Raw genomic sequence first — 25,099 nt, forward strand, 5'->3', positions numbered from 1 at the left:
CCTATATAAGTTAGTTTTCTTTCTCTCGCAGTTCTTCCATGCTCCATTTTAGCTTTTTAGCATGAATATCCTCGATGATGGATTGGATCCATTCCATTTCAGCCGCAAGTACTTTTTGTTGATATTCAGTCTCCAGTAAAAATAATCGCGGAAGATCCAACGATGCTCCTTTCTGAAACTGATCTTCAAGATGTGAAAGTGTCTTTTCAAGAGCGCTTACTCTTTGTTGGAAGAGCAATGCGACATCTTCAGGGGTTAACAATGCCAGAAAAGACACGGCAGCAGGAAACTCTAAAAACTCCTGAGCTGGTGTAGAAATCATTTTCCGGATCCATGAATAAGCAGCATTTCGACCCAGGTCCGTAATTTCATAAACAATTAAATCGGGTCTCCCTTCATTCTTTTTCTTTTCTTGGATGGCAATGGCCCCGTCTCGATGCAAACGATCAATCGTTTGGTAAATACTCGTTCGATGACGAACGTTAATGACCTCATCTTTCCCCCTCTCTTTAATAAGCTGTTGCATACGATAAGGATGCATAGGCTCCTCAATCAAAAAACAAAGTATGGCTAAAGCGACAGGTGATTTTTTAATCATGTTGTTTTTCATAGTAATAATATTACTATTAATAATATGACGTGTCAAGATGGACACCACATATTTTTTGATAAGCGGAGCGGTAAGGATTTCGAGCAGCCGCGATATCAGCCAAGCACATGATGCTCCGCGGAGGAGACCTGGTGTATTAGGACGCATCGGATCGGCAGGGATTACGATGGGATATGGAAATACATCACGCGAGGGATCGGGGCAGAAATTGTATGCCTGGATAACGAAACGTTATCCGATTCCCGGAAGTTCAAAACGATCCAGCGACTTTGGGAAAGTCATGGAGGAGCAGTTTTTAAGTTGGCTTGTGTAAGGGGTAGAACAGAAGCGGAAGAAGAACCGACAGCGCTAAACTGTATTGATTTTCGGTAAGCTATTCGATTTGTACGGTAGAAAGCTGATTCTCACTGTCAGTTGCCGTGTTTTTCTTATCGAGCAGCCAGTATGGTCTTTTTACTTGATTTAACCATTGCTCGCCATCAGTTTAAGGATCACGGTCACTTTGTATGCCATTATCGTTCAATTAGCTTTCGTACCTTCCATGAGCGGCGTTGTAACTGTGACCAGTCGAGTGGATATAAAGTTGTGTAAAAAACACACGGTTATTGATTACGATTATATTAAGCGAATGTATGTCTTTTTAAACAGCTATAGAAGGAAAATGACAACCAAGGAGTTGGCAACTGAACTTGAGGTTTCAGAAAGAACAATTCTAAGGGATATGGACGCCTTAAGTCACGCGGGGATACCGATAACTTCGAATCGAGGGAAAGATGGAGGTTGGCGTCTGTTAGATAATTTTCGCACTCACTTAAGCGGGTTGAACATTGGCGATGTCAAATCGCTCTTTCTTTTCCCTTCGGAAGAATTGCTGAAAGACTTAGGATTCAATAAACAAACATTGGATACGAGACAAAAATTATTAGCCTCCATCCCTGATACTTTTCAAGAAGAGGCACAAGTGAGCTGGGAAAGAATTCATATCGACTCAGGTACTTGGCGACAAACTAAGGAAAGCGTTCATGCTCTTAAAACAGTCCAGCAAGCAGTGTGGGAAAGCAAACGGCTAACAATCGTTTATATACAGGCGAATGGAGAACAAAAGGAAAGGCTGGTTGAACCATTAGGATTGGTAGCAATAGGGAATAGGTGGTATCTTGTGGCATCAAGAAATGAGAACTGCGTAATTAAAGGGTATCACGCATACACACAGCAAAGATTGAAGATGAAACTTTCAGTAGGCCGCTTGATTTCAATTTGGGGATTACTGGGTGCAATCCAAAGTAGAGCTTATACAAAATTTGCCCAAATTTTATGTACAAGTAGAAATACATCCGTCCATTAAGAAAAGAATTAATTTTACAGGTAAGTTTGTTCAAGTGAAAAAATAGAGGGTAATCGGAAAATAGTGTGGAAGGAGGGTTAAAAAATACCCTCCTCCATTGCCTTAGTCAGTGTGGAAAAATCAGCACCATAGATTTCTTCATACACCCATTCATAGCCAGTTAGTTCCCAATTTGGGAATTGATCAGGTAACACTTTTCCGAAAGTAACTTCAATTTTTTTGAATTTCTTTTTCTTCTTAACTTTACGATAGCCTTGTGTAAACAAAATTTTTGCTCTAAGGGCTTCGAAAGAATAACCACGACCAACATGATTCATTGTCTTAATTAAACGGTTCAAGGACTCGGTATAGGCGTTGGTAATCGGAGAATCGAAATAGTTGAATATCTCTTCTTCCCAATTATTCATTGACTTTATAAGATCTTTAAAATATGTCATTAATTCTTTAGGAACATTTGAAAGCCAGTTTTTGGTACAGTTTATAGGCTTCATCAATTGATTCAGCTTCATAGATTTCAAAGAAATGCTCTTTGCAGTCAAATCAACGTTTTCACTTCAAATGCTCTTAGTGAATTATTCCCATTCAATTGTAGCCGGAGGCTTGGAGGTAATGTCATACACGACTCGATTCACATTCTCTACCTCGTTCACGATCCGGTTGGAGATCCGTTCAAGCACATCGAAAGGAATACGCGCCCAATCCGCTGTCATGCCGTCGACAGAAGTGACCGCTCGAACGCCGACCGTATAGGAATAGGTGCGGGCATCACCCATCACTCCGACACTCTTCATGTTGGGCAAAGCTGTAAAGTACTGCCATATTTCCCGATCAAGACCGGATTTCGCAATCTCATCGCGCAGAACCGCATCGGATTCCCGTACGATTTTAAGCTTCTCCTCCGTTACTTCGCCCAGCACGCGAATCGCAAGCCCCGGTCCCGGGAACGGCTGACGCCATACGATGGCCGCAGGCAGGCCGCATTCTTCCCCGACTTTGCGCACCTCATCCTTAAATAAAGCTTTCAATGGCTCGACCAGCTCGAATTTCATATCTTCTGGCAGGCCGCCGACATTATGATGGGATTTGATCGTCTGTGCTGTCGCCGTCCCGCTCTCGATAATGTCCGTGTACAATGTGCCTTGCGCCAAAAATTCAAAATCGCCCAATTTAGCCGATTCTTCTTCAAAAACGCGAATAAACTCGGTTCCGATAATTTTCCGTTTTTGCTCAGGCTCTTCTACCCCTTGCAATTTCCCAAGAAAACGTTGGCTTGCATCGATTTTGATAACTTTCATATCGAATTTGCCGACGAACGTTTCCATCACACCATCGGCTTCTCCCTTGCGAAGAAGGCCATGATCGATAAACATACAGGTCAGTTGATCACCGATCGCCTTATGAACCAGCATAGCGACAACAGAGGAATCGACCCCTCCGCTTAACGCGCACAGCACCCTGCGATCCCCGACCTGACGACGAATATCGTTCACCGTTTCTTCGATGAAAGATTCCATGCTCCAATTCCCTTCACAGCCACAGATGCTGAACAGGAAGTTGCGGATCATCTCGTTGCCGGATAACGAATGGCGTACTTCCGGATGGAACTGGACGGCATACATCCGTTTATCCGGGTGGCTCATCGCCGCAAGCGGCGCATGGTCTGTTTCCGCTTCTACGATAAATCCGGCCGGAAGCTCGACAACCTTATCGCCATGACTCATCCAGACCACTTGTTTATGATCCAAATCCTGCAGCAAATCACTGCCTTCGCGGAATTCGACCTCAGCCTTGCCATATTCCCGTTTATCGGCCCGCTGAACCTTGCCCCCTAGCTGGTGAGCCATCAATTGCATGCCGTAACAAATACCAAGCACCGGTATTCCCAAGTCATATATAGCCGGGTCCATATGAGGGGCATTCTCCTCATATACGCTCGAAGGGCCTCCGGACAGAACGATTCCTTTGGGAGCGAGTTCCTTTATTTGATCTACAGTCGTATTGAACGGCAGCAATTCACTGTATACTCCCAGGTCGCGAATTCTTCTGGCAATCAATTGATTGTACTGACCGCCAAAATCAAGCACTACAATCATTTCATTCGGTTTATTCATCCCGTACCTACCCTTTATCGTTTATTTCAAGCCGCAAACTGAACGGCTTGGCCTCTTCATCAATGAAGTTAATTATATATAACTTAAAAGATAGGCGTCAAGAATCCCGAAAGAATGATCAAACGAAGACAGTCCCTTCCTTACGGGAAACAGTCATGAAGTACCTTATCTTTCCGCAGGCCCACGGCATTTAGAAGGTATGAAAAGGATGCTACCGGCGGAGCGGACTGATCTCTTTATGATCGATAGCGATTTGAAATCGACGACGAAAGCTGGAAATATCGGCATCGGAAGGAAAAGCCCCGTCCTTTCTCCCGTAGCAGACATTCTCATAGAGCTTGGCCCATTCCGCCATTAAGCGCGCAGTTGACTCGTCCGCAATATGAAGGCTGCGAGTGTACTCCCTAAATGTCAGGTTAGCCGGTTTGGGCCCGGTGATGCGGTACAGCATCATCCAGATCTTGTCCATGCTTCGTATCAGCTTTAGCTGATGACTACAGCCCCTTCCTGTCATTTGCAGGGCGGGACGAACACTACGGCTTCGGCGGATAGATGGACGGAAGAAGTAAGTCAGAGAAATCACGACAGCTGCGGCCAGTGCGGCACCCAGCCAAATGACAGGTGAAGCGGGCGGCCTCGCCCCGATTACTCTTCGCACTTCCTCCATCCTGTTATCCAGCCATGAGGTCAACAGCGATAGTCCTTGCCCTTGTTCTTGTCCTTTCCTCCCCTCAGAGGACTGATGGGCTGTAGCCGCCCCGTTCTCGCTACCCGTAGTGTTCACACCGGCAGCTACCTGATTCGACGTATCGGATGAACCTTGCTCCGCTTTCCCACTTTCCGTATCCGAAGGGCCTAAGCCCGGAGATACGTTCACGCCGATTCCATCTGAGGAGCTGCCATAACCGGGAGTCGGTTCGAACGGCACCCACCCATAGCCCGGAAAAAACACCTCCGGCCAAGAGTGAGCATGCAGGTTGCGAACAGTCGCTTCATAGCGGAGATTTGTCCTGGCTTCGTCAGGTTCCGCCTCTGCCGCTGCGGCCTCGGCCCATTCTTCGTTATGCCGGGCTTCATTGTCGGAGTCGGCAGCAGCTACATAGGAAGATGTGGGCGGACCGGCAAATGTCCTGGATGAAGTCACTGTCTCTATAACCGAGGACTCCCCATTATTCTTGGGTCGGGGATAAGCAGCCAGCACGGTATCTTCATCGGTCAGTCTGATCTCTCCAGGCGCGAACCCTTTGACCCAGCGGGCGGGGACACCTGCAGCCCGTAAAAGTACAACCATCGAAGTCGAAAAATAATCACAATACCCCGTCTGGTGACCGAATAAGAAGGAGTCGACGAAGTCTTCATCCTGCGATGGTGCTGCGGCCTCCATACTATATTGAAAGTTTTCTTGTAGGAATAATTCAATCGCTTTGGCCCGTTCGTAATCGCTGCCGGCATCTTTCGTTAGTTGCTCCGCCAAATCTATAACCCTTTGCGGAAGCGATTCGGGCAGCTGCACATACTGCTCCCCTACCTCCCGCAAATCGGGCGGTCCGGCCGCCGACAATCGTTCAGGCCGGTTCTCCGGCAGAGCGACCTTCACCGTGTAGGAGCGCAGCCGCTGTTTGCCCTCGGCGGCCACCACTGCGTCCGATAACGGACGATAGGCCGCCCGCTCCGCCGGAAGCGCACTGCCGTCCGCCGCCGTCAGCTGCTCCACCGCGAGGACAGTGCCCCCAGCAAAGATTAAATTGCCGGGGGACGTGTCGCGAAACAGCACCCGCTGCGTAATGACGCGCGGATGAGCTTCCTCGGCGTCGCTCGCGTCGTCCCGAGGGGCGAGGGCCTGGCCGGCCTCCGGCGAGATCGTCGAGGGCTCGCCGGACAGCGACCACCCGCGGCCATCGTACGTGTCCCTCGTCTCGCCGCGCCAGTAGGTCGGCTCGTCCGTGAGCGCGACGAAGAAGCTGCCTTCGTCGGGGACGACTGGCCCGCCCAGCGCCGCATCGCCCAGCGAGTAGCCCGTGCGGGCGGCGGCCTCCGCCCAGCGGATCCCCGCCGCCTCTTGTGGCGCGGACGCGGCCAGTCCGGACAACCGGTCGGTAATGAATCGCTCTGCGGCCTGCCGGTATTGCGGAAGCTTCCACGCTTCCGATACCGGGCCCCCGAGCGATGCACCGACCGTTCCGGACAGCAGGCAGGCCGCGATCAGCAGGGCCGAGCCGGCGGACCAGCGCGTGAGCCAGCCCTTGCCGGCGCCCACGGCGGCATATTGCTGCTTAAGGCGGGGAATCCGATTGGCCGCAGCCAAGGTAAGGCCGACTGCCATCGTCCGCAGCAAGGCGGCCTCGGCGGCCACGTGGAACCACGCATCCAGCGCAAGCAAATAAACGGCGGTCGCGGCGACGAGCCACAAAATCCGCTTTTTGACAAGAAGCAAGGATTGCACGGCTTCCGCCAGAAGCGCAAGGCTGATAAACAGCCATAAAGTCCGTGACGGCCCGCTGATGGAAGGCCAGCGCCCGTCCCATAACGCTATCAGATCGTCCATTAAGACGCCGCCATAAGCCGGCAGCCATCCGCCTAAAGGAAATAATGCGGAATAATATAGGAGGCCGACCCAAGCCAAGGCGATACCAAGCTTCATCGCCCAGGTTAAGACTGCCGGCAGCCGCAGCAGATCCAAGATTAGGTACCCGGCGATGCCTATCACAAAAGGAGTTGACGACGAAAGCAGGCTAACGCCTGGAATCTGAGGCAGTGGCGCCAGCCATTCTCGAAGCAAAACAAACAATAGAAGTGTCGATACCGCGTCCGTCATCCATTGCGTCAAGGATGAACCAGCCAATGGCGGGAACCCTTTCCGGTCCGGGCCGGGGATTCCGGTACTAGCCGTTGGAGTAGGCAACGATAAGTTCGTCATCGTCTATCCCCCCTTCCGTCCGAAGCGCCGTTGAATCTGTCATCACTTCACAGCCCATGTAACGGAGCGCCTGCTCCCATTTATTCTGATCAGGCGCGGCATGAGAACCTGGCACATACAGGATAGTAAGTTGTCTTCTTCCCGAGCGAACCAGCTTCAAGCTTTGAACCAATCTCTCGTCTATTCGCGAAGGGAGGCAGTAGATCTGTGTCTCCTCCCCGGGGCGCAGCCCATAATGCAGCAGTTCATCCGTCATTCGCATCGGGCTGCCGTTCTCCGGTTCCAGCTCGGCCAACTGCTTATGCATCCGAATAAACTCCATTTCCCCTGAACCAGGGGACCCCGTATGCGGAACGCCGCCACAGTACAGACTGACTTCCCGGCCCGATCGTCTGGCAGCCTCCAGCAACCCGGCGGCCAAAGAAATTCTTCTTTCCCAGCATGGGTCTACTACGCCGGACCTCATGCCCTCCCGAGAGCCGGCTCCTTCCAGGGAACGATCGAGAAAAATAAGCGTTCTTCCCCGGATAGCCCCTGCGGACTCCCTTGTTCGCAAGGATCCGTTCCTGGCTGTTGCTTTCCAATGGATTCGGTTAAGCGGATCGCCCGGCTCGTAATTGCGCACCAATCCTGAAAATCCTTCCCCCGATGATACGGGAAGGCCTGTCGGAGTATCCGTTTGAAGAGCAGCTTTATCCGTTCTTCCCGGGATTGCCGCAGGATGGGCAAAAACGATCAGCTCCGCCGATTCCAGAGAAGTTTTCCTTTTATCGACTAAACCAAACCAATCGCCTGTGATCGCTTCTGTCCGTTCGAACCGATAAGTTCCTCTGCTCAAGCCGCGAATCGAGTAGGAATAAGCCGCTTCCTTGCGAAACCAGGGAAACAATAAGCGTGACGAAGTATAAGTCTGTCCGCTGGATAGATGAGTCCACTCCTCGCGAACAATTAGCCAGGGCAAAGGGAGGAGGGAGCGCCAGCTCAGCTTAATTTCTACATTTGCCATTTCTCCTGCGGGAACATAATTTCGTGTAATATGACGTTGTATGCGACAATCGTGCAGGCAAAAAACAGGAATCAATAAAGCATGCAGCGCCAACACGCTTAAGCTGACGAGGGCTAACGCCGACGCTCTCTCCGCCCCTGCCGCCAACGTCCATAGGAACATTCCAGCAAGCGGCAGAAGCAGCAGGATTCTTCCCCACCTCATCTGGCTCTCCCCCTGAGAGAGCTTGGGCCATTTGGACCGTAGAGCCCGGGAATGTTTCTCTGCTCGACCAGCTGCTCCAGCAATCGATCTGCGCTTTGGCCCGCCAGCTTGGCCTCGGGAGTCAACCACAGACGGTGAGCTAGCGTCATAGCTGCCACCTCTTTAATATCGTCCGGAATGACATAGCCTCTTCCTTGCATGAGGGCCTTCGCCTGGGCCGTATGCATAAGCGCCAAAGAAGCGCGGGGGCTGGCTCCCAGCTCAAGATCAGGATGATTTCTCGTCGCCGTCACGAGCTCGACAATGTAATGCTTTAACGAATCGTCCACGTGCACGGATCTTACCCTTTTTTGCAGCTTGATCAGCTCTTCCTGGAGCAATACGGTTTTGACATAATCGGCCGGATGCCGCTCCCTATCCTGACTTCTCCCCAGCAGCTCTACCTCATGCCGCTTGTCGGGATACCCCAAGCCTATGCGGATAAGAAAACGATCCATTTGTGCCTCTGGCAGCCGATAGGTTCCTTCATATTCAATCGGATTCTGGGTGGCTAACAAGATAAAAGGGGATGGAAGCCGGTAGGTTATTCCGTCCACGGTCACATGCTTCTCCTCCATGGCTTCCAGCAGCGCAGCTTGAGTTTTGGCCGGGGTTCGATTTAATTCGTCGGCCAGCACAATATTGGAAAATAAAGGACCCGGACGAAACTCAAACTCATTCGTATGACGATTAAATACCGAAACGCCGGTAATATCGGACGGCAGCATATCCGGAGTGAATTGAATCCGCTTGAAGCTGCAATCCATCGTTCGGGCTAAAGCCCGGACCAGTGTTGTCTTGCCTACCCCGGGAACATCCTCCAGCAGCACGTGCCCGCCGCACAGAACCGCAATAAGCACTTGCTCCACCGCATCCCGCTTGCCGATTACCGCTTGTTCCACATTGGATATGATCCGCTCGATCCACTCCTCCGGTTGATCAAAGAGCAGAGAAGGATTAGTTGATATTGACATGGATAGCCAGCCTCCCTAACTAAGGACTTTTAAATCTAGCTTTGCCATCCTATCAATTTTTTAGACGTGATAGAGCTTGGGCCGCTTGATAAGGAGCCGCATAATGAATAAAATCGCCAACCCGGGGAACGGCCCGAATTGACGATTGTTTTTACTTTACTTCTATCATCCGTAAAACGGTATCGTACTCTACATATTTATAATAGTCGCCGTTCATCCATAACAAAACAGCGGGCTCCCCTGCCGCAGAACGGGAAAGAAACGGGCGCACATGATTTTTGTCCGATTGCTGCGTCAAGGTACGGTGTTGCCACGTACGTCCCCCGTCTGTTGTATGCCAATGCTCGATTTCAAACCTTTCACCTGTTTTCCTCGAAAGATAGACTTGGGAAGGATCACGCTGATCCAAAACGATGCCGCCTGAATAATACGGTTCCGTTTCCACCGTACCGGCGCGTGTCTGTGGAAACCATGGCCCGGCCGCCGTCATTTCATTCGTTTCCCAGCCTCCCTTATGCCAACGGCTATAATAATAACGGTGATCCGTTTGCGTTACAAATACGGCATACACCACGACCGGAGCGCCATGAGCGTCTTGGGCGACATCCCAGATCCATGTATTTCGCTCTTCACGGCGGGCATCGTACACGATGTGCATTTCCTCCAGCTTCAGCGGCAATTCGCTTGCTTGTTTAATTAGCGTTCCGTCGGCCCGGTAAAAAGCGCCTTGTTTATATTGCACATAGTATATATTGTTGTGCTGATATGCATTCGGATGGCCGTCGGTGCACGCGATGTGTATCGTATTGGTTCCATTCGTGGCAAATCGAGTGTACGGGCGGTGACCGCTGTTTTCGATTAAAGTCTGCGCCGCGGACCAATTATTCGATCTCACATCGCGGGTTGTGCTGAAGCTTGGGTTAAAATTGCCTCCGCGCCAAAACAAATACAACTGCTCCTCGTTTGTTAAATATATCGGTGTCGGGTAGGTGTACCCTTTCGATCCTTCCGTGTTCACGGCCAGCAAGTTTTCTTCGCCGAACGAGTATAAGTCTTCGGCTCGCTTCGTCGTGCGATAAAACAGTTCTTTGCCGTTATGCGCCGAATAAAAAATTGTGATATGTCCGCTTTCATCAATATACAGTGTTGGGTTGGCGTGATCGTCCTGCTGCAGTTCAGGATGAATTACGACGGCGTCCGTGGATTTAGACTGGTGATCATAATACCCGGCCATAATGGCCCCTTTCATTGTAATCCAACCTGCATAAGTCCGCTGATGATGCCCGGCAAAGTAGACCGCCCGCGGATCGGCAAAAAAACACCATGCGCCGTCCGCCGCGAACGTTTGATAAGAATGATTATCCATAATATATAACCTCCCCTATTAGTTGACACGTTTATAGGCTTCGCGAGTAATATCCATAAGCTCATCCAGACCAAGATTTATAGCTTCCTGCACATACTGATCCCACTCGCTCAGATCGCGATCCCCTAGAATAAACCGGGTAATTTGTTCTTCGCGATGCTTGTTGATCGCTGTCTGCAACAAGGAAACACGGTTCAGCTCGCTTTCCACATATTGCGGCCCCACACGGAATGCGCTGTCATGCTGGCGGGCAAGTTCGTAAGCCTGTCTCTGCTCCTCGGTGGCCGGAACCAAGTGGGCGTCATAGTCAAACCACGCATAGGCCGTGTTCGTGGCCAAACCGGTCTTTTTACGCACATCACTCACATCCAGATACTCTGGGCGCAGCTTTTTGACGCCGTTATCTGTCACGTACACCTCATCGCCTTTGCCCCAGCTGAGCACTTCTTTCCCTTCCTCGCTAAAAAACCAATCATACGCCTGCAGGATTTCTTTGCTCTTGTTTGATTTAGAAGAAACCGCTACTCCCGCTTCAATATATATATGGATTGACATTAAACCCGGGCAAACCTTCCGGCGGAGGCATAAACGCCAAGTTGAAATCGGGATTCGTCTCTTTCATCGGGATGTTGAAAAGGTCCAGCCGGCCGATATAATCAAGCAGAATAAATGTTTGATCGATCGCATGTTTAAAAGGTTCAGCGGAAGAATGTAACCGCGGGAGTACCGCAAAACCCGCTTATCCGATACGGATTCGATTTCAGCACAGCTCTAGCTGTTGTATTGTTCGGATCGTGCGAGACTGATCCTGTTTCTTTACGACGGCACCGTCAGCTAACCGCAGCCAAAATCGTTAAACGACAATCCCCCGGCATACAGACGAATGAAGCGTGCACCGTGTTTTTCTTGGATGATGGATGGTGGGACGCTTTAGGGTTTGCTTTTCGATAGGGCCGAAGCAGGTGTTCTCTCCCAAGGGAGCCAGAGGCCCTTCTCGGATTCGATCTGCACCGTCCGCTCATCCGGCTCGAGTGAATAATCCGTTATCCGATAGTGAAACAGCTCCGCCATCATTCGCAGGCCAACGTAGATCTCTCCATCCACCCACTGCACATCCGCCATGTGATAGGTTCCGCTTTCGCCAAAAAAGCTCCAGTGAATGACCCCATGAGTCGGATCGATTTCGGCCTCTCTCATCCCGGACCGCAGGATTACCGTTCCCTCTTCACCCCCGGGACCGCTCCATTCCAATTCCGCTCCCCATGCGTCTGCCAGCTTCTGCAATGGTACAGTAAACCGTCCCTTCTCAAATTGATATTGGCCGGGGTTCAGCGTCCATGGCTCCCCGTCCCAACTGATCTGTAGAGGAATGGAGCGCTCCTCTGCGTTTTCCTCCTGGGGAAACTCCATGTTTGCGTATTCCTGATGATGCTTGCGCACCTTCATCGTCTGCTGCACAAACTGGTCATACCTGGTATTACGCTGCCATTTGAGCGGACCTACTTTGAACTGGACCGGATCTTCCTTCTCCTCCAATGCAGCAAAAGAGTAACCTTTATCCTTATAAAACTTAATAATGTCGGGAAGCGCTTTAACCGTTTCCTGATGCCCTTGGCCATCATGTAAAAGCACGGTCAGCTCATGCCGCAGCGGGCTTTGCTTCACCGTCGCGATAATTTCGGAAGCCGGAACCCCCCGGCGTTTGGAGTCCCCGCTATCGACATTCCAATCGACGATCCGATATCCCGCCTCCTTTAAATAGTAGAAGTAGAAGGCGTCAAAGTTTGTATAAGTCCCGCCCGGCGCACGAAGCAAGGTGGGACGCTTCCCGGTCAGTTCCTCCAAGATTTGTTCTGTAGTTACCGTCTGTTCCCAGAAATGATCAAAATCTCGATATAGATCTTTATAAACGTGATTATATGAATGATTCCCAAGGCTATGTCCTTCGTCTACTATTCTAGCAATCGTCTCCGGGTACTGCTCCGCCATCTGGCCAAGTACGAAGAAAGTCGCCGGAATTCCTTCCTCTGCCAACAAATCCAACACCTGCGGCGTCAGACCGCTCGGACCATCATCAAACGTTAAATAAACCGTAGGCTGGGCTGGAGGCTCCGCATCCATCGGCTCTTCCCCTACGCTTCCGCCCCTCAGCTTGGAATACAGTTCGGCAAGCCCCTGCTCGCTGTCTAATGAAGAAGCATCCGTCGTTGCTGCAGTCAACCAAGCCATTGTGATCAATCCAATGCTCACCAGAAAGACGAGCCGCACCGCAGCCCGAATCCATAAAGGGGTCGAATAAGTAGGATGAATCAAGGAAATCCCTCCGCTCAGCTCTATCATCAATCGATTCTGATAGAGTATATGGAAACGGCTGGGACAATATGACTGAAAAACGCAGGGATACGGGAGAAGAGTATAAGTAGGGTACAGTATTACTTTCCTTCCCGCAGCGATTTTCATGAGGCGGGCTTACATCCGCGCCGCTCGCACTCACGCGCCTCCCGACGTACGGCAGAGCATAGCATGAACGGAAGTCGGCGCGCGATGATAATTAGCCCTATGGCTGGTAAAAGTGTTGACTGCAAATGTGCAGTCGTTTGCCTACATTTTCTTGAGATTTGAATGGTTTACTGCAAAAATACATTCAAACGGAGGAAAAAGGTTCAAATTTCAAGAATTTAGAGGTTTTGACTGCATTTTTGCATTAGAATGACCCGTATTTGTGATATACGCCCGAATCGACTGCACTTTTGCAGTGGGAGAACTCTCTGGAGCACCTCAACATTAAACTAACGACACATCCTTAACCCACTTTGCCAAATTCAAAAGCTCAAAGGAGCGGCGGCTTCATTCCGTCCGAACTTCTTTGATCTCGTGCCGCTCTCTCCCTCTCGCTTTCCTCTCCCTCTCGCTTTTCCCCTCCCTCACCTTCTCGCTTTCCTCTCCCTCTCGCTTTTCCCCTCCCTCACCTTCTCGCTTTCCCCTCCCTCTCGCTTTCCTCTCCCCCTCGCTTCCCTCTCCCGTTTCCAATCCCATTCCTCCGTCTAATTCTTCGCTATTTTCTAAGAAAGTCCGGCCTAAGTCACTTTCAACTTCCCCTGGTCTATTCCCGTTTTTATTTTCCAGTTTCATTCCCTGGGGTGCTTTCTCCGTTTCATCTCCTGGTCCTTCATTCCTACCACCAGCCCACATCATCTAAATTAGTCTTTACCAATTCGTACTTGATCTTGTGCCCCCTTTCAGATGTGATGGGCCGCAACCATCCTTGTACACATAAAGAGTGCAGATAACGGACGGCCGTTCTGTGATTAACTGCCAGATGCTCTTCCACGTCCTTGGGACGGATGGCCCTTGCCAGTTGAAAAGAAAGCAAGATAATCTCTTTGCAGGCGAGACTGGTTAGCTTGGCTGGCGTTTCAACAGGTTGATACCGACTTAAAAGTAGTCGCATCAAAGTGATGCAAAGTTCAGGCTGGTGCGCTATATCATCATAAGCAAACGAAACTACGCGAAAGCCCATCGCTTGAAAAAACGTTTCCCGATTCAATTCTTCACTGTACCTTTTTCGGTCCATATCCCTCACATGGGGGCCATATCCCTTGATTTCCCATGCGATTTTAATATGCCCTGGCAGCCAGACAAAATCAGCAAAATAAGATCGTCCCCTCCAATCCAAAACTTCATATTCCGGATGCAGATGTTCAAAATGACCTAAAAGCGGCCACCAAACATTTTTCAAAAATAATTGTTCTCCATGCTGATGGCCTCGCTCCAATCGTCCCTTCCGTTCTCCTGAACGCCTATTAAGATGAGATTGAATCCAATCGGTATGCGCCTTGTCGAAACTCACTGATTCTGCCACCTCCGAAATTGCTTGTAATTTACGAAACAAGGTTAAACTCCTGCGGTTTTCTTGGTTTTGATCAAGAAAGCCTGCGTTTACCGTCGGAATTTATCGATAACGATTTTATAAATTCAATATTTTATAAAAAAACGCCCCCATCCATCACTTGATGGATAGGGACGTTCTTCGTCACCGATACGAATAGTATAACACATGAGTCTAACCATTTCCCATACCGGACCGCAGCACTCCTTGGGAGGAATCGTTTAGACTCCAGGGGCCGTGGAGATGCTAAACATTAGGTTCAAGCTCGGGCTGTCTTTTAAACTCGGTGTCGTATTGCAGGCCGGACCATATTTTATCCATAACCTTGGACAGGTTGGAGACTCCTTCTTTATCTTTCGTCGCCGAGCAGAAATAATAAGGATGACCCTTCTCGATGGCAACGGTGTCTCTGCGAAGCGGGGGACGGAACAACGAAAACCTCCACCAAGTAGCCCAATCGCTCCAGCCGGGCTGACGAAGACGGTAAACCCGCTCCCTCCATTCTTGACGGACGTGGCATTCTGGTGATCCGACCTGGATAACATGAGGCACAGAGTAGCCCTGCTCGCTCAACAGCCTGGCCGCCCCATAAGCCGCGACTCCTCCACCGCTATGACCGATAAGCACGATATCCCCGCTTCCGTTGATTCCGTAATCCTGGCGGATTTCCTGAGTTAATCGGAGTATAGCCGGAGAGCGTTCAGGTCGGCGGTACATATCGTAAATCACCTGAAGCGCCTGACGGAACATCGTCCAACGAACCATGTGGCGGGGCAGATGATCCATCACCCCGTACGGGTACAAGGCAGCCGTATGAATTTCCCCCCGTCCTTCCTGCCGGAATCGTTCCTGCAGAAGCTGCATAGCGGAACCAAATGTATTGCCAGACCTCCAAGTTCCGATACCTGCAACAAAATAAGCAGTAATTTTACGCATGTAAGGAAATGCTGAGGAAGCTTGCCTTTTTAATCCGGCGGTCTTGGACTGAAATTCTCCTTTGGTCTCCGCCCGGTCTTCGTCTGCCGTCGAGAATTCACTTAATTCATCGCTCGCAAACGGGCCTTCTTGTGCCGTCGTAAATTCACTTAACCGCTCGGATACGGGTTGGCTTTCTTGTTCGGTCATGGCCTGACCTCCCCGTCTGCAACCACGCCCAGAACCGTCTTGACATGATCTTTAATTCTAACTTTGCGCCATTCTTTAATAAGCTGTCCTTGCTCATTAATAGCAAAGGTCGATCTTTCTACGCCCATGTATTCGCGGCCGAACATTTTTTTAAGCTTCCAGACTCCATACAGTTCACAAACCTTATGCTCTTCATCCGCCAACAGCAGAAATGGAAGATTGTACTTCTCAATAAATTTACTGTGAGATTTTAATGGATCGGGACTGATTCCGATCACAACCGCTCCGGCCTGCTTAAATTTAGAATAATCATCTCTAAAGTCACAGGTTTGCTGAGTGCAAGTCGGCGTCATATCTTTAGGATAAAAAAAGAGGACCACTTTACTGCCGCGAAAATCGCTTAAGCTGACTTCTTTGCCGTCAGACCCCGGCAAGGTAAATTCAGGGACGGTCTCACCCGGTTGAAATTGCACAGTCATACTGTTACTCCCCCCTTTCCATCTAATATGCTTCAAAACTGCCCCGGATAAACCAGGAGGCTAAAGCTTTTTCCTCTTCGTCGGGCAGCTGACATCAGGAGCCGGCTCCGCGATATTTGCTTACCCCGTAATTCCATATACTCAAGCCGATTCCGGCAAAAATGAGTCCGACTAATGGCGTCAAGAGAGCGGTTATGGCCCAATTATCCCGGTCCAAAAAATACGCAGCCGGATAAAAGCCTACAAAAGCAAAAGGAATGATCCAGGTGAGCAGTGCTTTGATGATCCGGTTATATACGTTAACAGGATACCGGCCGTAATTCTGAATATTCCACATTAAAGGCAAAATTCCGGTCGGAGCGTCGATGAAGAAGGACACGGCCGTCAAGGAAGCATAAACCCCCAAGTAAATAAGGATGGCCCCAATCAATAACAAAATAAAGATTAACGGGTCGTACCAAGCCAAAGACAGATCCAGTTGAGTCCAGGCATACCCCATGATCACCATCCCTGCCAACGATCCAATCAAGGAAGCAGGGTCCATGTTCTCCAGCACCAGCTGTGACAAATGATAGGCGGGCCGGGTCAATATGCGGTCCATTTCCCCTTTCACAATATATCTTTCTGTAAAATTCCACAAATTGAAAAAGCAGCTAAATATCCCGTATGGAACCATGAAAAATCCGTAAATAAACAAAATTTCCGCCTGAGTCCAGCCTCCCAATAAATCGGTATGAAGGAATACGGCCAGAATGAAAAACAGATTCATTCCCTGAAACAGCAGGTCCGATAGCACTTCGATCCAAAAATCAGCGCGGTAGGTCAGCCTTGTTTTCATGTAGTTTTTTAAATAATCCCAAAATAAAGATACGTAAAACATCGCCTACCCTCCCTGCACAAACAACCGGTTCCTGGCCGCACGCCACATGACAACGATAGGAACGGTCAGCACTGCAAACCAAAGAAGCTGAATGCTCAAAACACTGGAGACCGTGGTTCCCGCTGCATTGCCGGCAAATACGGCCCCTGGCAAGTAAGTAATGGCTTGAAACGGCAGCAGCTTCATAACGGCCTGGCCCCATTCCGGAAAGAAGGAAATCGGAATAATCAAGCCGGAGAACAAATCGACCGCTACCCGCTTCATGCGCATCATGCCCTCATTGTTCTCTACGAAGAAGGCGAACAGCCCGGTCAGAATATTAATCTGCGAATTAATCAAAAAGCTGAATAATAGCATTCCGGCAAAAGCAAGCCATATCCCGGCATCGGAAGGCAGACGAACCGGAAACAGCAGTGAAGCTATAATCATTCCCGGAACCGAGAAAAGAAGCAGACGGAACAGTCCCTCTCCCATAGCCTGCATCATTTTGACAACCAAATAATTATAGGGCCGGATCATCTGGACGGCCACACTGCCATCCCGAATTTCATTAGCGATTTCCCGATCCAGATTGTTGAAGTAAAAAGCTCTGGCCATCCAGGAGATGGCCACATAGGTCGTCATTTGGACGGCATCCAGCCCGGCCAGCGAATCCTTGCCCTGATAAATCGCCTGCCATAAAAAGTATTGCGCTCCAATATTGATGACATAAATAACAATACCTGAATAATAATTAACTCTATAAGCGAGCATCATTAAAAAACGAATGCGAATTAAATCCAAATACGCGCTCATCATGAAGAAGCACGGCTCCTTCCGGCGCCGACAGGCTCCTTGTCCTGATTTCCGTCGGTATTTCCCGGCTGATCTCCCGAGCCGGAATCCGCAATCAGGTGCTTGGCGGAAGAGCTTCCCGTCTTGTATATTTCGCGAACAATATCATCGGTCTCGGTCTCTATAATTTTGACGTCTTCTACCGGAGCAGCTCCTACCACTCTCCCCAGCACCTCGGATATGCTCGCTTTTTCCACAGGCACCCATACTTTAGCCATAGTGGTCATTCCTGCGGCACTGTTGGGGGTGGAACTATTTGCCGCTGCGCTCATTTCTGTCGTCCATTTGACCTCTAATCCGGCGGTCATGGCCTCCAACTGCTCCAGCGTGTATGGCGAAGCAAAACGGAAGACGACTTCCTTTCCTTGGCCCCAGCGGCTCTTGAGCTCCTCCAGCCCGCCATCGTATATAATCTTGCCCTCATCCAGCATGATCACTCTGGAACATAAAGCTTCTATATCCTGTAAATCATGGGTTGTCAGCAGGATCGTCGTCCCGTGCTTCTGATTCAATGATTTCAAAAAATCGCGAATTTCCGTCTTAACGACAATATCCAGACCGATCGTGGGCTCGTCCAGAAATAAGATAGATGGATTATGCAAAAGCGATGCGGCCAATTCACACCGCATCCGCTGCCCCAGGCTCAGCTTGCGCACCGGGCGATGAAGCAGCTCCTGCAGCTGCAGCCGCTCGATCAGCTCATCCAGGCGCTGGCGGAAATCATTCAGCTCCACCCGGTACACTTTGCGGAGCAATTGGAACGATTCGATCACTCCAATGTCCCACCACAACTGACTGCGTTGGCCGAATACGACACCGATTCCGCGAACGAATTTCTCTCTTTCCTTATAAGGCACATAGCCGTTTACTTTCAATCCGCCGGAGGTGGGAACGAGAATCCCGGTGAGCATTTTGATCGTTGTCGATTTACCGGCTCCATTTTCCCCAATATATCCACAAATTTCTCCGGCCGGAATGTCGAATGATATATGGTCGACCGCCGTTATATGACGATACTCCCTTTTGAACAGGTCCTGAAGAGCTCCTTTGAGACCTTCCCTGTTTTTCTGCACTTTAAACTGTTTATATAGGTCTATGACCTCGATGGCCGACAAGTACATCTCCCCCTTAGTATGTCAAATCTAGCAAAATCGGCCCACTTGCGGTTGTACGGACGAAAGAACTATAATAAGTGATAGATTTTATAGAGACTGCCAGTTGCTGTCGTTTTTTGTCCTTTCCTTCTTATGCAAAGAGGGAGGCCGCAGCTGACATGTTATTGATCCTCTATTAGAGTTGTTTTGCCCTCATTAGTTAATAATACATGAACACGTCTCTATTGCCAAAGTCGTCAAAGTCGCACTCCTTGTGCACATTCTTAATGAAGGGAGTTTCCCATGCGTAAAAAAATCAAATGGATTGTGGTTTCACTCTGCATTCTATTGTTGGGAACCATATTTTATTTTGCGTATCACATATACAATTTTGCGGGTAATATTTACATTGATCCGAATAAGGAACAATCCAAATTTTTCTCGCCGGCTAATCCGACAACCAACCCTCCCCCGCCTAAATGGGAAGGAAAAGAGAGAGTCAATATTCTCCTGCTCGGAGGAGATGCGAGGGACCCGAATGAGGCGCCTCGTTCAGATACAATGCTTGTGGCATCCATCGATCCCGTAACGAAGAAAACGTACTTATTTTCTATTCTAAGAGACACTTATGTGAAAATTCCCGGGCATAATTCCGATCGGATTAATGCGGCTCTCGCTTCCGGCGGACCCAATCTCGCTATGAGAACGGCGGGTGAATTACTGGGTATTCCGATACAGTACTATATTTACACGGACTTCCAGGGCTTTGTCGCGTTAGTGGACGCTGTGGGCGGAATTGATTATGAAGTGGAAAAAGACATGTATTACTATGACAGCTTCGACAACTTTAAAATTGATCTGAAAAAAGGTTATCAGCATTTGGACGGAGACAAAGCAATTCAGTACGTCCGCTTCCGGCATGATGCAACTGGTGATTATACCAGAACCGAGCGACAGCGTAATTTATTGACCGCCGTAGCTAAAAAGATGCAAACCACGACGTCGCTGCTGAGGCTGCCCAACATCCTGCAAAGCATCGATCCTTATATCGAGACGAATATTCCGATGAACGATATGCTGAAGCTGGCATCGCTCGGATATGACGCCAAGACGGAAGGATTGACCAGCGTCCAAATTCCGCCAATGAACCTGCTTCAGGAGAAAAAAATCGGAGGAGCAGACGTAATCGTTGTCGATACCAAGAAGCTGCATCAATATATAGACGATTTATTCCAGGAGCAAGAAAACCCGGCATCGCCATCTCCTTCGCCGGGGCCTAATTCCTCGCCGTCAACTAAAGCGACGCCTAATCCCAGGAAGTAACGGGTAAAGAGGTTAAGTGGCAAGGAGGAACCGAAGCAGCTTATCTTTTTTATAGTTATAAAATGCTAAAAAGGAATGAAGGATATGAATAGAAAAAAATCCGAAGCGCTGTATCAAGAAGCGCTGAAGCATATTGTCGGAGGGGTTAACAGCCCCTCCCGTTCTTTTAAAGCGGTCGGTGGCGGAGTGCCGGTTTTTATGAACAAGGGACAGGGCGCTTACTTCTGGGACGAGGACGGGAATCGATACATCGATTATCTCGCGGCTTACGGCCCCATCATTCTGGGACATGCTCATCCGAAGGTGACCGAAGCAATTTGCCGGGCGGCCGAGAACGGAACGTTGTACGGAACTCCGACGGAGCTGGAAATTACTTTTGCCCGCAAATTGAAGCAGGCGATCCCTTCTTTGGATAAAGTCCGGTTTGTGAATTCGGGGACGGAGGCGGTCATGACGACGATCCGTGTAGCCCGGGCTTATACCGGCCGGACCAAAATCATTAAATTCGCTGGCTGCTACCATGGGCATTCCGATCTCGTGCTGGTGGCCGCAGGATCGGGCCCTTCGACTCTGGGCACTCCAGACAGTGCCGGGGTGCCGGTTTCGATCGCCAACGAGGTGATCACCGTGCCGTTCAATGATTTATCCGCGCTGGCCACCGCATTGGAGCGATGGGGAAGCGAAACCGCGGCGGTGATGGTGGAGCCGATCGTCGGCAACTTCGGTATGGTGATGCCGCAGCCAGGCTTCCTCGAAGGCCTGTGCCGGCTGGCACGGCAGCACGGGGCGCTCGTCATCTATGACGAGGTCATCACTGCCTTCCGCTTCCATTACGGCTCCGCACAGACCTACCGCGGTCTCGGGCTGACTACCGAGGAGGCCCGGCGGGCGATCGAGCCCGACCTGACCGCCCTCGGTAAAATCATCGGCGGAGGCTTGCCGATCGGCGCCTACGGCGGACGCCAGGAAATCATGGAGCAGGTTGCCCCATTGGGACCGGCTTATCAAGCCGGAACGATGGCCGGCAACCCGGCTTCGATTTCCGCAGGCATCGCCTGTCTGGAGGTGCTGGAGCAGCCCGGCACCTACGACAGGCTGGAGCGTCTGGCCCTGCGCCTGACGGAAGGCATCGCCGCCGCTGCGGAGAACGCGGGCATTCCGCTAACGATCAATCGGATCGGCAGCGCGTTCTCCGCCCATTTTTGCGCCCATCCGGTAACGAACTACGATGAGGCGCAAAATACGGATAGCGAGCAGTTCGCGCGATTCTTCCAGCTGATGCTTGAACAAGGCATCTGCCTCGCTCCTTCCAAATATGAAGCGTGGTTCCTCACAACCGCTCATTCGGAAGAAGATATCGAAGCGACCATTCAAGCAGCAGAGCATGCCTTCCGGCAAATGGCCCTTGGACGCTGACCGGACTTTTTAGCCGGCGCCGTAACGCATGCCTGGGAAGTCGTGCGTTGCGGACATGCACAGGGAGGCACGCGTTGCGGACATGCACGGAGAGACGTGCGCTACAGCCAGGCGCGGGGAGGCGTGCGTTGCGGACATGCACAGGGAGGCGGGCGCTACGGCCATGCATGGAGAGGTGCGCGTCACGGACATGCGCGGAGAGGCGCGCGCTACAGCCGCGGGGAGGCGGGCGCTACGGCCATGCATGGAGGAGGTGCGCGTCACGGACATGCACGGGGAGGCGGGCGCTACGGCCATGCATGGAGAGGTGCGCATCACGGACATGCGCGGGGAGGCGTGCGTTGCGGACATGTACAGGGAGGCGTGCGTTACGGCCATGCTGGGGAGAGGCATACGTTTCGGCGCCTGCACGTTGGAGGGCTGACCCCCAACCTTTCCCATAGATCGAGTGATGTAACTGGATTTTATGTAGGTGTTTTGGGATATTTTGTAAATAACAGCTGGGCTAAATGGAAAATCTGCCTTTAATATGAGAGAATTTTGTTAATATCGCCTGTTTTGCACAAAATAAATGGAGGATTTCCACTTAGTTTTCATTTTTTCCTCTTAAAGAGTAAACTAACTGTATGAATTCCATTTAGTCCCATGCACATACCCATGGCGGACTGCCCTGAGTGATTAAAAGATGTTTAAATTTCAAGAAAGACCCTCATTCCGCTGACGAGGCATCGTCGAACGATGACCTGATGGAAATTATCAAAATCGTTTATATCAAACCGCTATCCAAGCCTTGTTTTGTAACCTCGTAAGAAAGAATTCTTTGACCTGTCCCACGGATGATCGGCTTTAACCATCCTTTATGACATAGCCTTTTTAGACGAGCTACCGCCGTACGATGATCGATAGAGAAATAACGGGAAATATCGATAGGCCGGATAGGTCGAGCCAGAAATAAAGAGTAGCGCAAGATTTCATTATCTGCAAAAAATACCCTCTCCACATTGGCATTGGCTGATTCGTATCGATTAAGCAATATACGCAGCAAATAAATACATAGATCAGGACGTTGAGCCACATCGTCATAAGCAAACGAAATAACGCGGAATCCCATACCGCTCAAAAATGTTTCCCGATTCAGTTCGTTACAATATTTTCTACGATCCATGTTGGCAACATGTTCGCTGAAGCCTTTAATTTCAATGAGAATTCTCCATAATTTCGGTGCAAACACAAAATCAGCAAAATATGACCTTCCCCGCCAATCGGGCACTTCATATTCCGGATGCAGTTCATCGAAATGCCCCTTTAAAGGCCACCATATATTTTGGGCAAACAGGGTCTCCGCGTGCCCATGGCCTCTTTCCAATCTACCGCGTCTTTCTCCCGATCGTTTGTTTAGATGATCTTCGATGAAAGCCGAGTGTGCCTCTTTAAATCCTTTCATATTACATCAACTCCTTTTAATAAATTAGTCCCTTTAAAATTAGTCCCTTAGAAAAAAATAAACGCCCTCACTCATCAACAGATGAATAAGGACGTTCTTCGTCACTTGTTTTCATTATAGAGTAAAATGGTGCATTGATCCAGCATGAAAGCTAGCGTCAATAATTAAAAATGAGTATCCGCTTGATCATTTGCATGATACGGAGTTCCGATCAAGAAACGGACTGCATGAGAACGCCTTCCTATGGCCGCAGAGATGTGCTGCACGCTTTGCCGCAAGCTTCCTGATAACTTCCACAAACTTACTGCTAAACTACCGCAGTCTTCATGATAACTTCCCTCAAACTTCCTCTAACTTCCCAACAGACTTCCTGCTAGCTTCCCTCAGTCTGCCCGCTAGCTTCCCTCAGTCTGCCCGCTAGCTTCCCTCAGTCTGCCCGCTAGCTTCCCTCAGTCTGCCCGCTAACTTCCCAACAGACTTCCTGCTAGCTTCCCTCAGTCTGCCCGCTACCTTCCCAACAGACTTCCTGCTAGCTTCCCTCAGTCTGCCCGCTAGCTTCCCAACAGAGCTGGCTTACTTCAAATTAGCGGACCAGTTCTCTGCCCGCTTCTGAAGATCATCCAGAAATGGCTGGATGTCTGGCGCATTGCCTGTTGCCGCTTTACTGATAAAGCCGTTGACCGCAGGAACAATGTCGCTCATAAAGAATGGATTGGCTTCGTCCATCAGCTCCGAGTGCCCGACTTCCGCAATTTGCAAAGCCGTCTGGATAAATTTATCCTCCTTATCGACGAAGTCGGCATTTTTCAAAGTAGGTGTATTGGAGAAATTCTCATAGAGATACTTCTGAGTCTGATAGCTCGACAAAAACTTCATCGCCTCCCAAGCAGCATCCACGTCCTTGGCATCCTTGGCCATGACGAACGGGTCGACTGCGACCCAGCCTTCCCCTTTAGGCCCCATATTCATACGGGATTCAAACCGATCCAATAGCTCTTTATTGTTATTCGAGCGGTATTCACTCATCGTGGAACCGCCGGTCTGGTCAATTCCGATGGCGATGACATTCTTCTCCCTCCCGAAATTCTCCGCTCCCTGCGCGTTGACGAATCCGGCCGGAGGCAGCTTGGCGGCTTCCTTGAGCCACTCCATCACCTTAACCATTTCCGGAGTATTCAGCTTCCACTTGATCCCCTTCAAATCGGTCAGATTTCCTTCCGCCCCCGGGGCGTTAAAGGCCAGCGTCAGAGCTACGAAGGTAGAGCCGTTGAGCGAATTTCCGCTCCAATACAATCCATAGTTATCTTCGCCGGTCTTCGGATTTTTGCCGGTCATCTTCTTGGCCTTCTCCAATATTTCTTCCGGTGTCGGCTTCTCGGAAATCGGCTCGACGCCCCAATCCTCAAATAGCTGTTTATCAAAGACGATCAGCCTGCGTCCCAATATGGCGGGAATTCCGAATTGCTTGGACCCGTCCGGAGACTTGGTACTGTAAGAATTATTCCAGATTCCCTCCAAATAGATGCTCGGATCAAAGCTGCTATCCTTGGCAATCAAATCGTCAATATCGCGCAGCAGCCCTTCATTATACCATTGAGAGGCGAAAGCTCCTCCCGAATAGAGAATATCCACATCCTTGGACATCAGCATGGCCGTCTGCTTGGCCTTGGCATTCTCCCATGGAATTTGATAAATCTCCAGCTTGATGTTTGGATACATCTTGTTAAAGGTTTGCTTCAAGTATTGATTGAGTCCTACCGTCTTTTTCCCGGTCTGGGCATCGAGACCATTGTCCAGACTCCAACCGGCCAGTGCTACCCGAACGGTGCCCTTCATATCGGAAACTTTGCTGACATCCCCGTAGTCGCTTCCGCCAGAACCCGAGGAACATGCGGCGATCGAAACCGCCATAAGGATGGAAAGCAGGATTAACACGATTTTTTTCATGGAATAACCCCTTCCTTTTTTATGAACTCCGGTTGAAAGCATAAATTTTGCTGAAGGGACGATCCGCTTCTTGCTAAGCCACGGGATCTCTCTCCA

General features: G+C 50.0%; 21 protein-coding genes. 3 read left to right on the forward strand and 18 right to left on the reverse strand.

Annotated elements, in window-relative coordinates:
* Positions 1 to 10: 10 nt before the first annotated feature.
* Entirely contained in the window at positions 11 to 646 is a 636-nt protein-coding gene (locus KJS69_RS18675) for a PadR family transcriptional regulator (RefSeq protein WP_249730604.1), read from the reverse strand.
* 466 nt (positions 647 to 1,112) lie between these two features.
* Between KJS69_RS18675 and KJS69_RS18680 the strand changes: the two genes are divergently transcribed.
* The gene (locus KJS69_RS18680) at positions 1,113 to 1,955 is read left to right on the forward strand and encodes a helix-turn-helix transcriptional regulator (RefSeq protein ID WP_249730605.1); all 843 of its coding nucleotides are present in this window, start codon (positions 1,113 to 1,115) and stop codon (positions 1,953 to 1,955) included.
* 77 nt (positions 1,956 to 2,032) lie between these two features.
* On the opposite strand, the gene KJS69_RS18685 is transcribed toward KJS69_RS18680, so the two are convergent.
* The 15 genes from KJS69_RS18685 to KJS69_RS18755 all read right to left on the reverse strand — a co-directional run bounded on the left by KJS69_RS18685 (position 2,033) and on the right by KJS69_RS18755 (position 18,894).
* Positions 2,033 to 2,464, reverse strand: coding sequence for a transposase (locus KJS69_RS18685; RefSeq protein ID WP_249730620.1), 432 nt, complete (start codon positions 2,462 to 2,464; stop codon positions 2,033 to 2,035).
* Between the two features lie 63 nt (positions 2,465 to 2,527).
* Positions 2,528 to 4,066: a glutamine-hydrolyzing GMP synthase gene (gene guaA / locus KJS69_RS18690; protein WP_213585311.1), complete on the reverse strand. Its 1,539-nt coding sequence runs from the start codon at positions 4,064 to 4,066 to the stop codon at positions 2,528 to 2,530.
* A 211-nt stretch (positions 4,067 to 4,277) separates the two neighbouring features.
* Positions 4,278 to 6,983, reverse strand: a complete 2,706-nt coding sequence (locus KJS69_RS18695; RefSeq protein ID WP_213585312.1) for a transglutaminase TgpA family protein — start codon at positions 6,981 to 6,983, stop codon at positions 4,278 to 4,280.
* Entirely contained in the window at positions 6,949 to 8,193 is a 1,245-nt protein-coding gene (locus KJS69_RS18700; RefSeq protein WP_213585313.1) for a DUF58 domain-containing protein, read from the reverse strand. Before KJS69_RS18700 ends, KJS69_RS18695 begins: the two co-directional genes overlap by 35 nt.
* Entirely contained in the window at positions 8,190 to 9,206 is a 1,017-nt protein-coding gene (locus tag KJS69_RS18705) for an AAA family ATPase (protein ID WP_213585314.1), read from the reverse strand. The genes KJS69_RS18700 and KJS69_RS18705 overlap by 4 nt, the downstream gene beginning before the upstream one ends.
* A gap of 151 nt (positions 9,207 to 9,357) precedes the next feature.
* Positions 9,358 to 10,572: a BNR-4 repeat-containing protein gene (locus tag KJS69_RS18710; protein ID WP_213585315.1), complete on the reverse strand. Its 1,215-nt coding sequence runs from the start codon at positions 10,570 to 10,572 to the stop codon at positions 9,358 to 9,360.
* A gap of 18 nt (positions 10,573 to 10,590) precedes the next feature.
* Entirely contained in the window at positions 10,591 to 11,127 is a 537-nt protein-coding gene (locus KJS69_RS18715; RefSeq protein WP_213585316.1) for a type 2 periplasmic-binding domain-containing protein, read from the reverse strand.
* 375 nt (positions 11,128 to 11,502) lie between these two features.
* Positions 11,503 to 12,885: a polysaccharide deacetylase family protein gene (locus KJS69_RS18720; protein WP_213585317.1), complete on the reverse strand. Its 1,383-nt coding sequence runs from the start codon at positions 12,883 to 12,885 to the stop codon at positions 11,503 to 11,505.
* 534 nt (positions 12,886 to 13,419) lie between these two features.
* Positions 13,420 to 13,602, reverse strand: coding sequence for a hypothetical protein (locus KJS69_RS18725; protein ID WP_213585318.1), 183 nt, complete (start codon positions 13,600 to 13,602; stop codon positions 13,420 to 13,422).
* Between the two features lie 145 nt (positions 13,603 to 13,747).
* Entirely contained in the window at positions 13,748 to 14,464 is a 717-nt protein-coding gene (locus KJS69_RS18730; protein ID WP_249730606.1) for a hypothetical protein, read from the reverse strand.
* A gap of 243 nt (positions 14,465 to 14,707) precedes the next feature.
* On the reverse strand, positions 14,708 to 15,586 hold the full coding sequence (locus KJS69_RS18735; protein WP_213585319.1) for a hypothetical protein: 879 nt from the start codon (positions 15,584 to 15,586) through the stop codon (positions 14,708 to 14,710).
* The gene (gene bcp, locus KJS69_RS18740) at positions 15,583 to 16,065 is read right to left on the reverse strand and encodes a thioredoxin-dependent thiol peroxidase (protein ID WP_213585320.1); all 483 of its coding nucleotides are present in this window, start codon (positions 16,063 to 16,065) and stop codon (positions 15,583 to 15,585) included. The genes KJS69_RS18735 and bcp overlap by 4 nt, the downstream gene beginning before the upstream one ends.
* A gap of 94 nt (positions 16,066 to 16,159) precedes the next feature.
* On the reverse strand, positions 16,160 to 16,945 hold the full coding sequence (locus KJS69_RS18745) for an ABC transporter permease (protein WP_213585321.1): 786 nt from the start codon (positions 16,943 to 16,945) through the stop codon (positions 16,160 to 16,162).
* A 3-nt stretch (positions 16,946 to 16,948) separates the two neighbouring features.
* Positions 16,949 to 17,743 (reverse strand): ABC transporter permease, encoded by a 795-nt coding sequence (locus KJS69_RS18750; RefSeq protein WP_213585322.1) that lies wholly within the window; start codon positions 17,741 to 17,743, stop codon positions 16,949 to 16,951.
* A complete protein-coding gene (locus KJS69_RS18755; RefSeq protein WP_283777475.1) occupies positions 17,740 to 18,894 on the reverse strand; it encodes an ABC transporter ATP-binding protein in 1,155 nt (384 codons plus the stop codon). The genes KJS69_RS18750 and KJS69_RS18755 overlap by 4 nt, the downstream gene beginning before the upstream one ends.
* Before the next feature lie 282 nt (positions 18,895 to 19,176).
* Here KJS69_RS18755 and KJS69_RS18760 point away from each other — a divergent pair, with 282 nt between their 5' ends.
* A complete protein-coding gene (locus KJS69_RS18760) occupies positions 19,177 to 20,196 on the forward strand; it encodes an LCP family protein (RefSeq protein ID WP_213585324.1) in 1,020 nt (339 codons plus the stop codon).
* Positions 20,197 to 20,280: 84 nt separating this feature from the next.
* Positions 20,281 to 21,612: a glutamate-1-semialdehyde 2,1-aminomutase gene (locus KJS69_RS18765; protein WP_213585325.1), complete on the forward strand. Its 1,332-nt coding sequence runs from the start codon at positions 20,281 to 20,283 to the stop codon at positions 21,610 to 21,612.
* Positions 21,613 to 22,378: 766 nt separating this feature from the next.
* Here the strand turns inward: KJS69_RS18765 and KJS69_RS18770 are convergent.
* Together KJS69_RS18770 and KJS69_RS18775 are read right to left on the reverse strand one after the other, a co-directional pair.
* A complete protein-coding gene (locus KJS69_RS18770) occupies positions 22,379 to 23,056 on the reverse strand; it encodes a PDDEXK family nuclease (RefSeq protein ID WP_213585326.1) in 678 nt (225 codons plus the stop codon).
* 573 nt (positions 23,057 to 23,629) lie between these two features.
* Complete coding sequence (locus tag KJS69_RS18775; protein WP_213585327.1) at positions 23,630 to 25,003, reverse strand: extracellular solute-binding protein; 1,374 nt, start codon at positions 25,001 to 25,003, stop codon at positions 23,630 to 23,632.
* Positions 25,004 to 25,099 lie beyond the last annotated feature (96 nt).

Origin of the sequence: Paenibacillus sp. J2TS4 (assembly GCF_018403245.1) — a bacterium.
Classification (GTDB): domain Bacteria; phylum Bacillota; class Bacilli; order Paenibacillales; family NBRC-103111; genus Paenibacillus_L.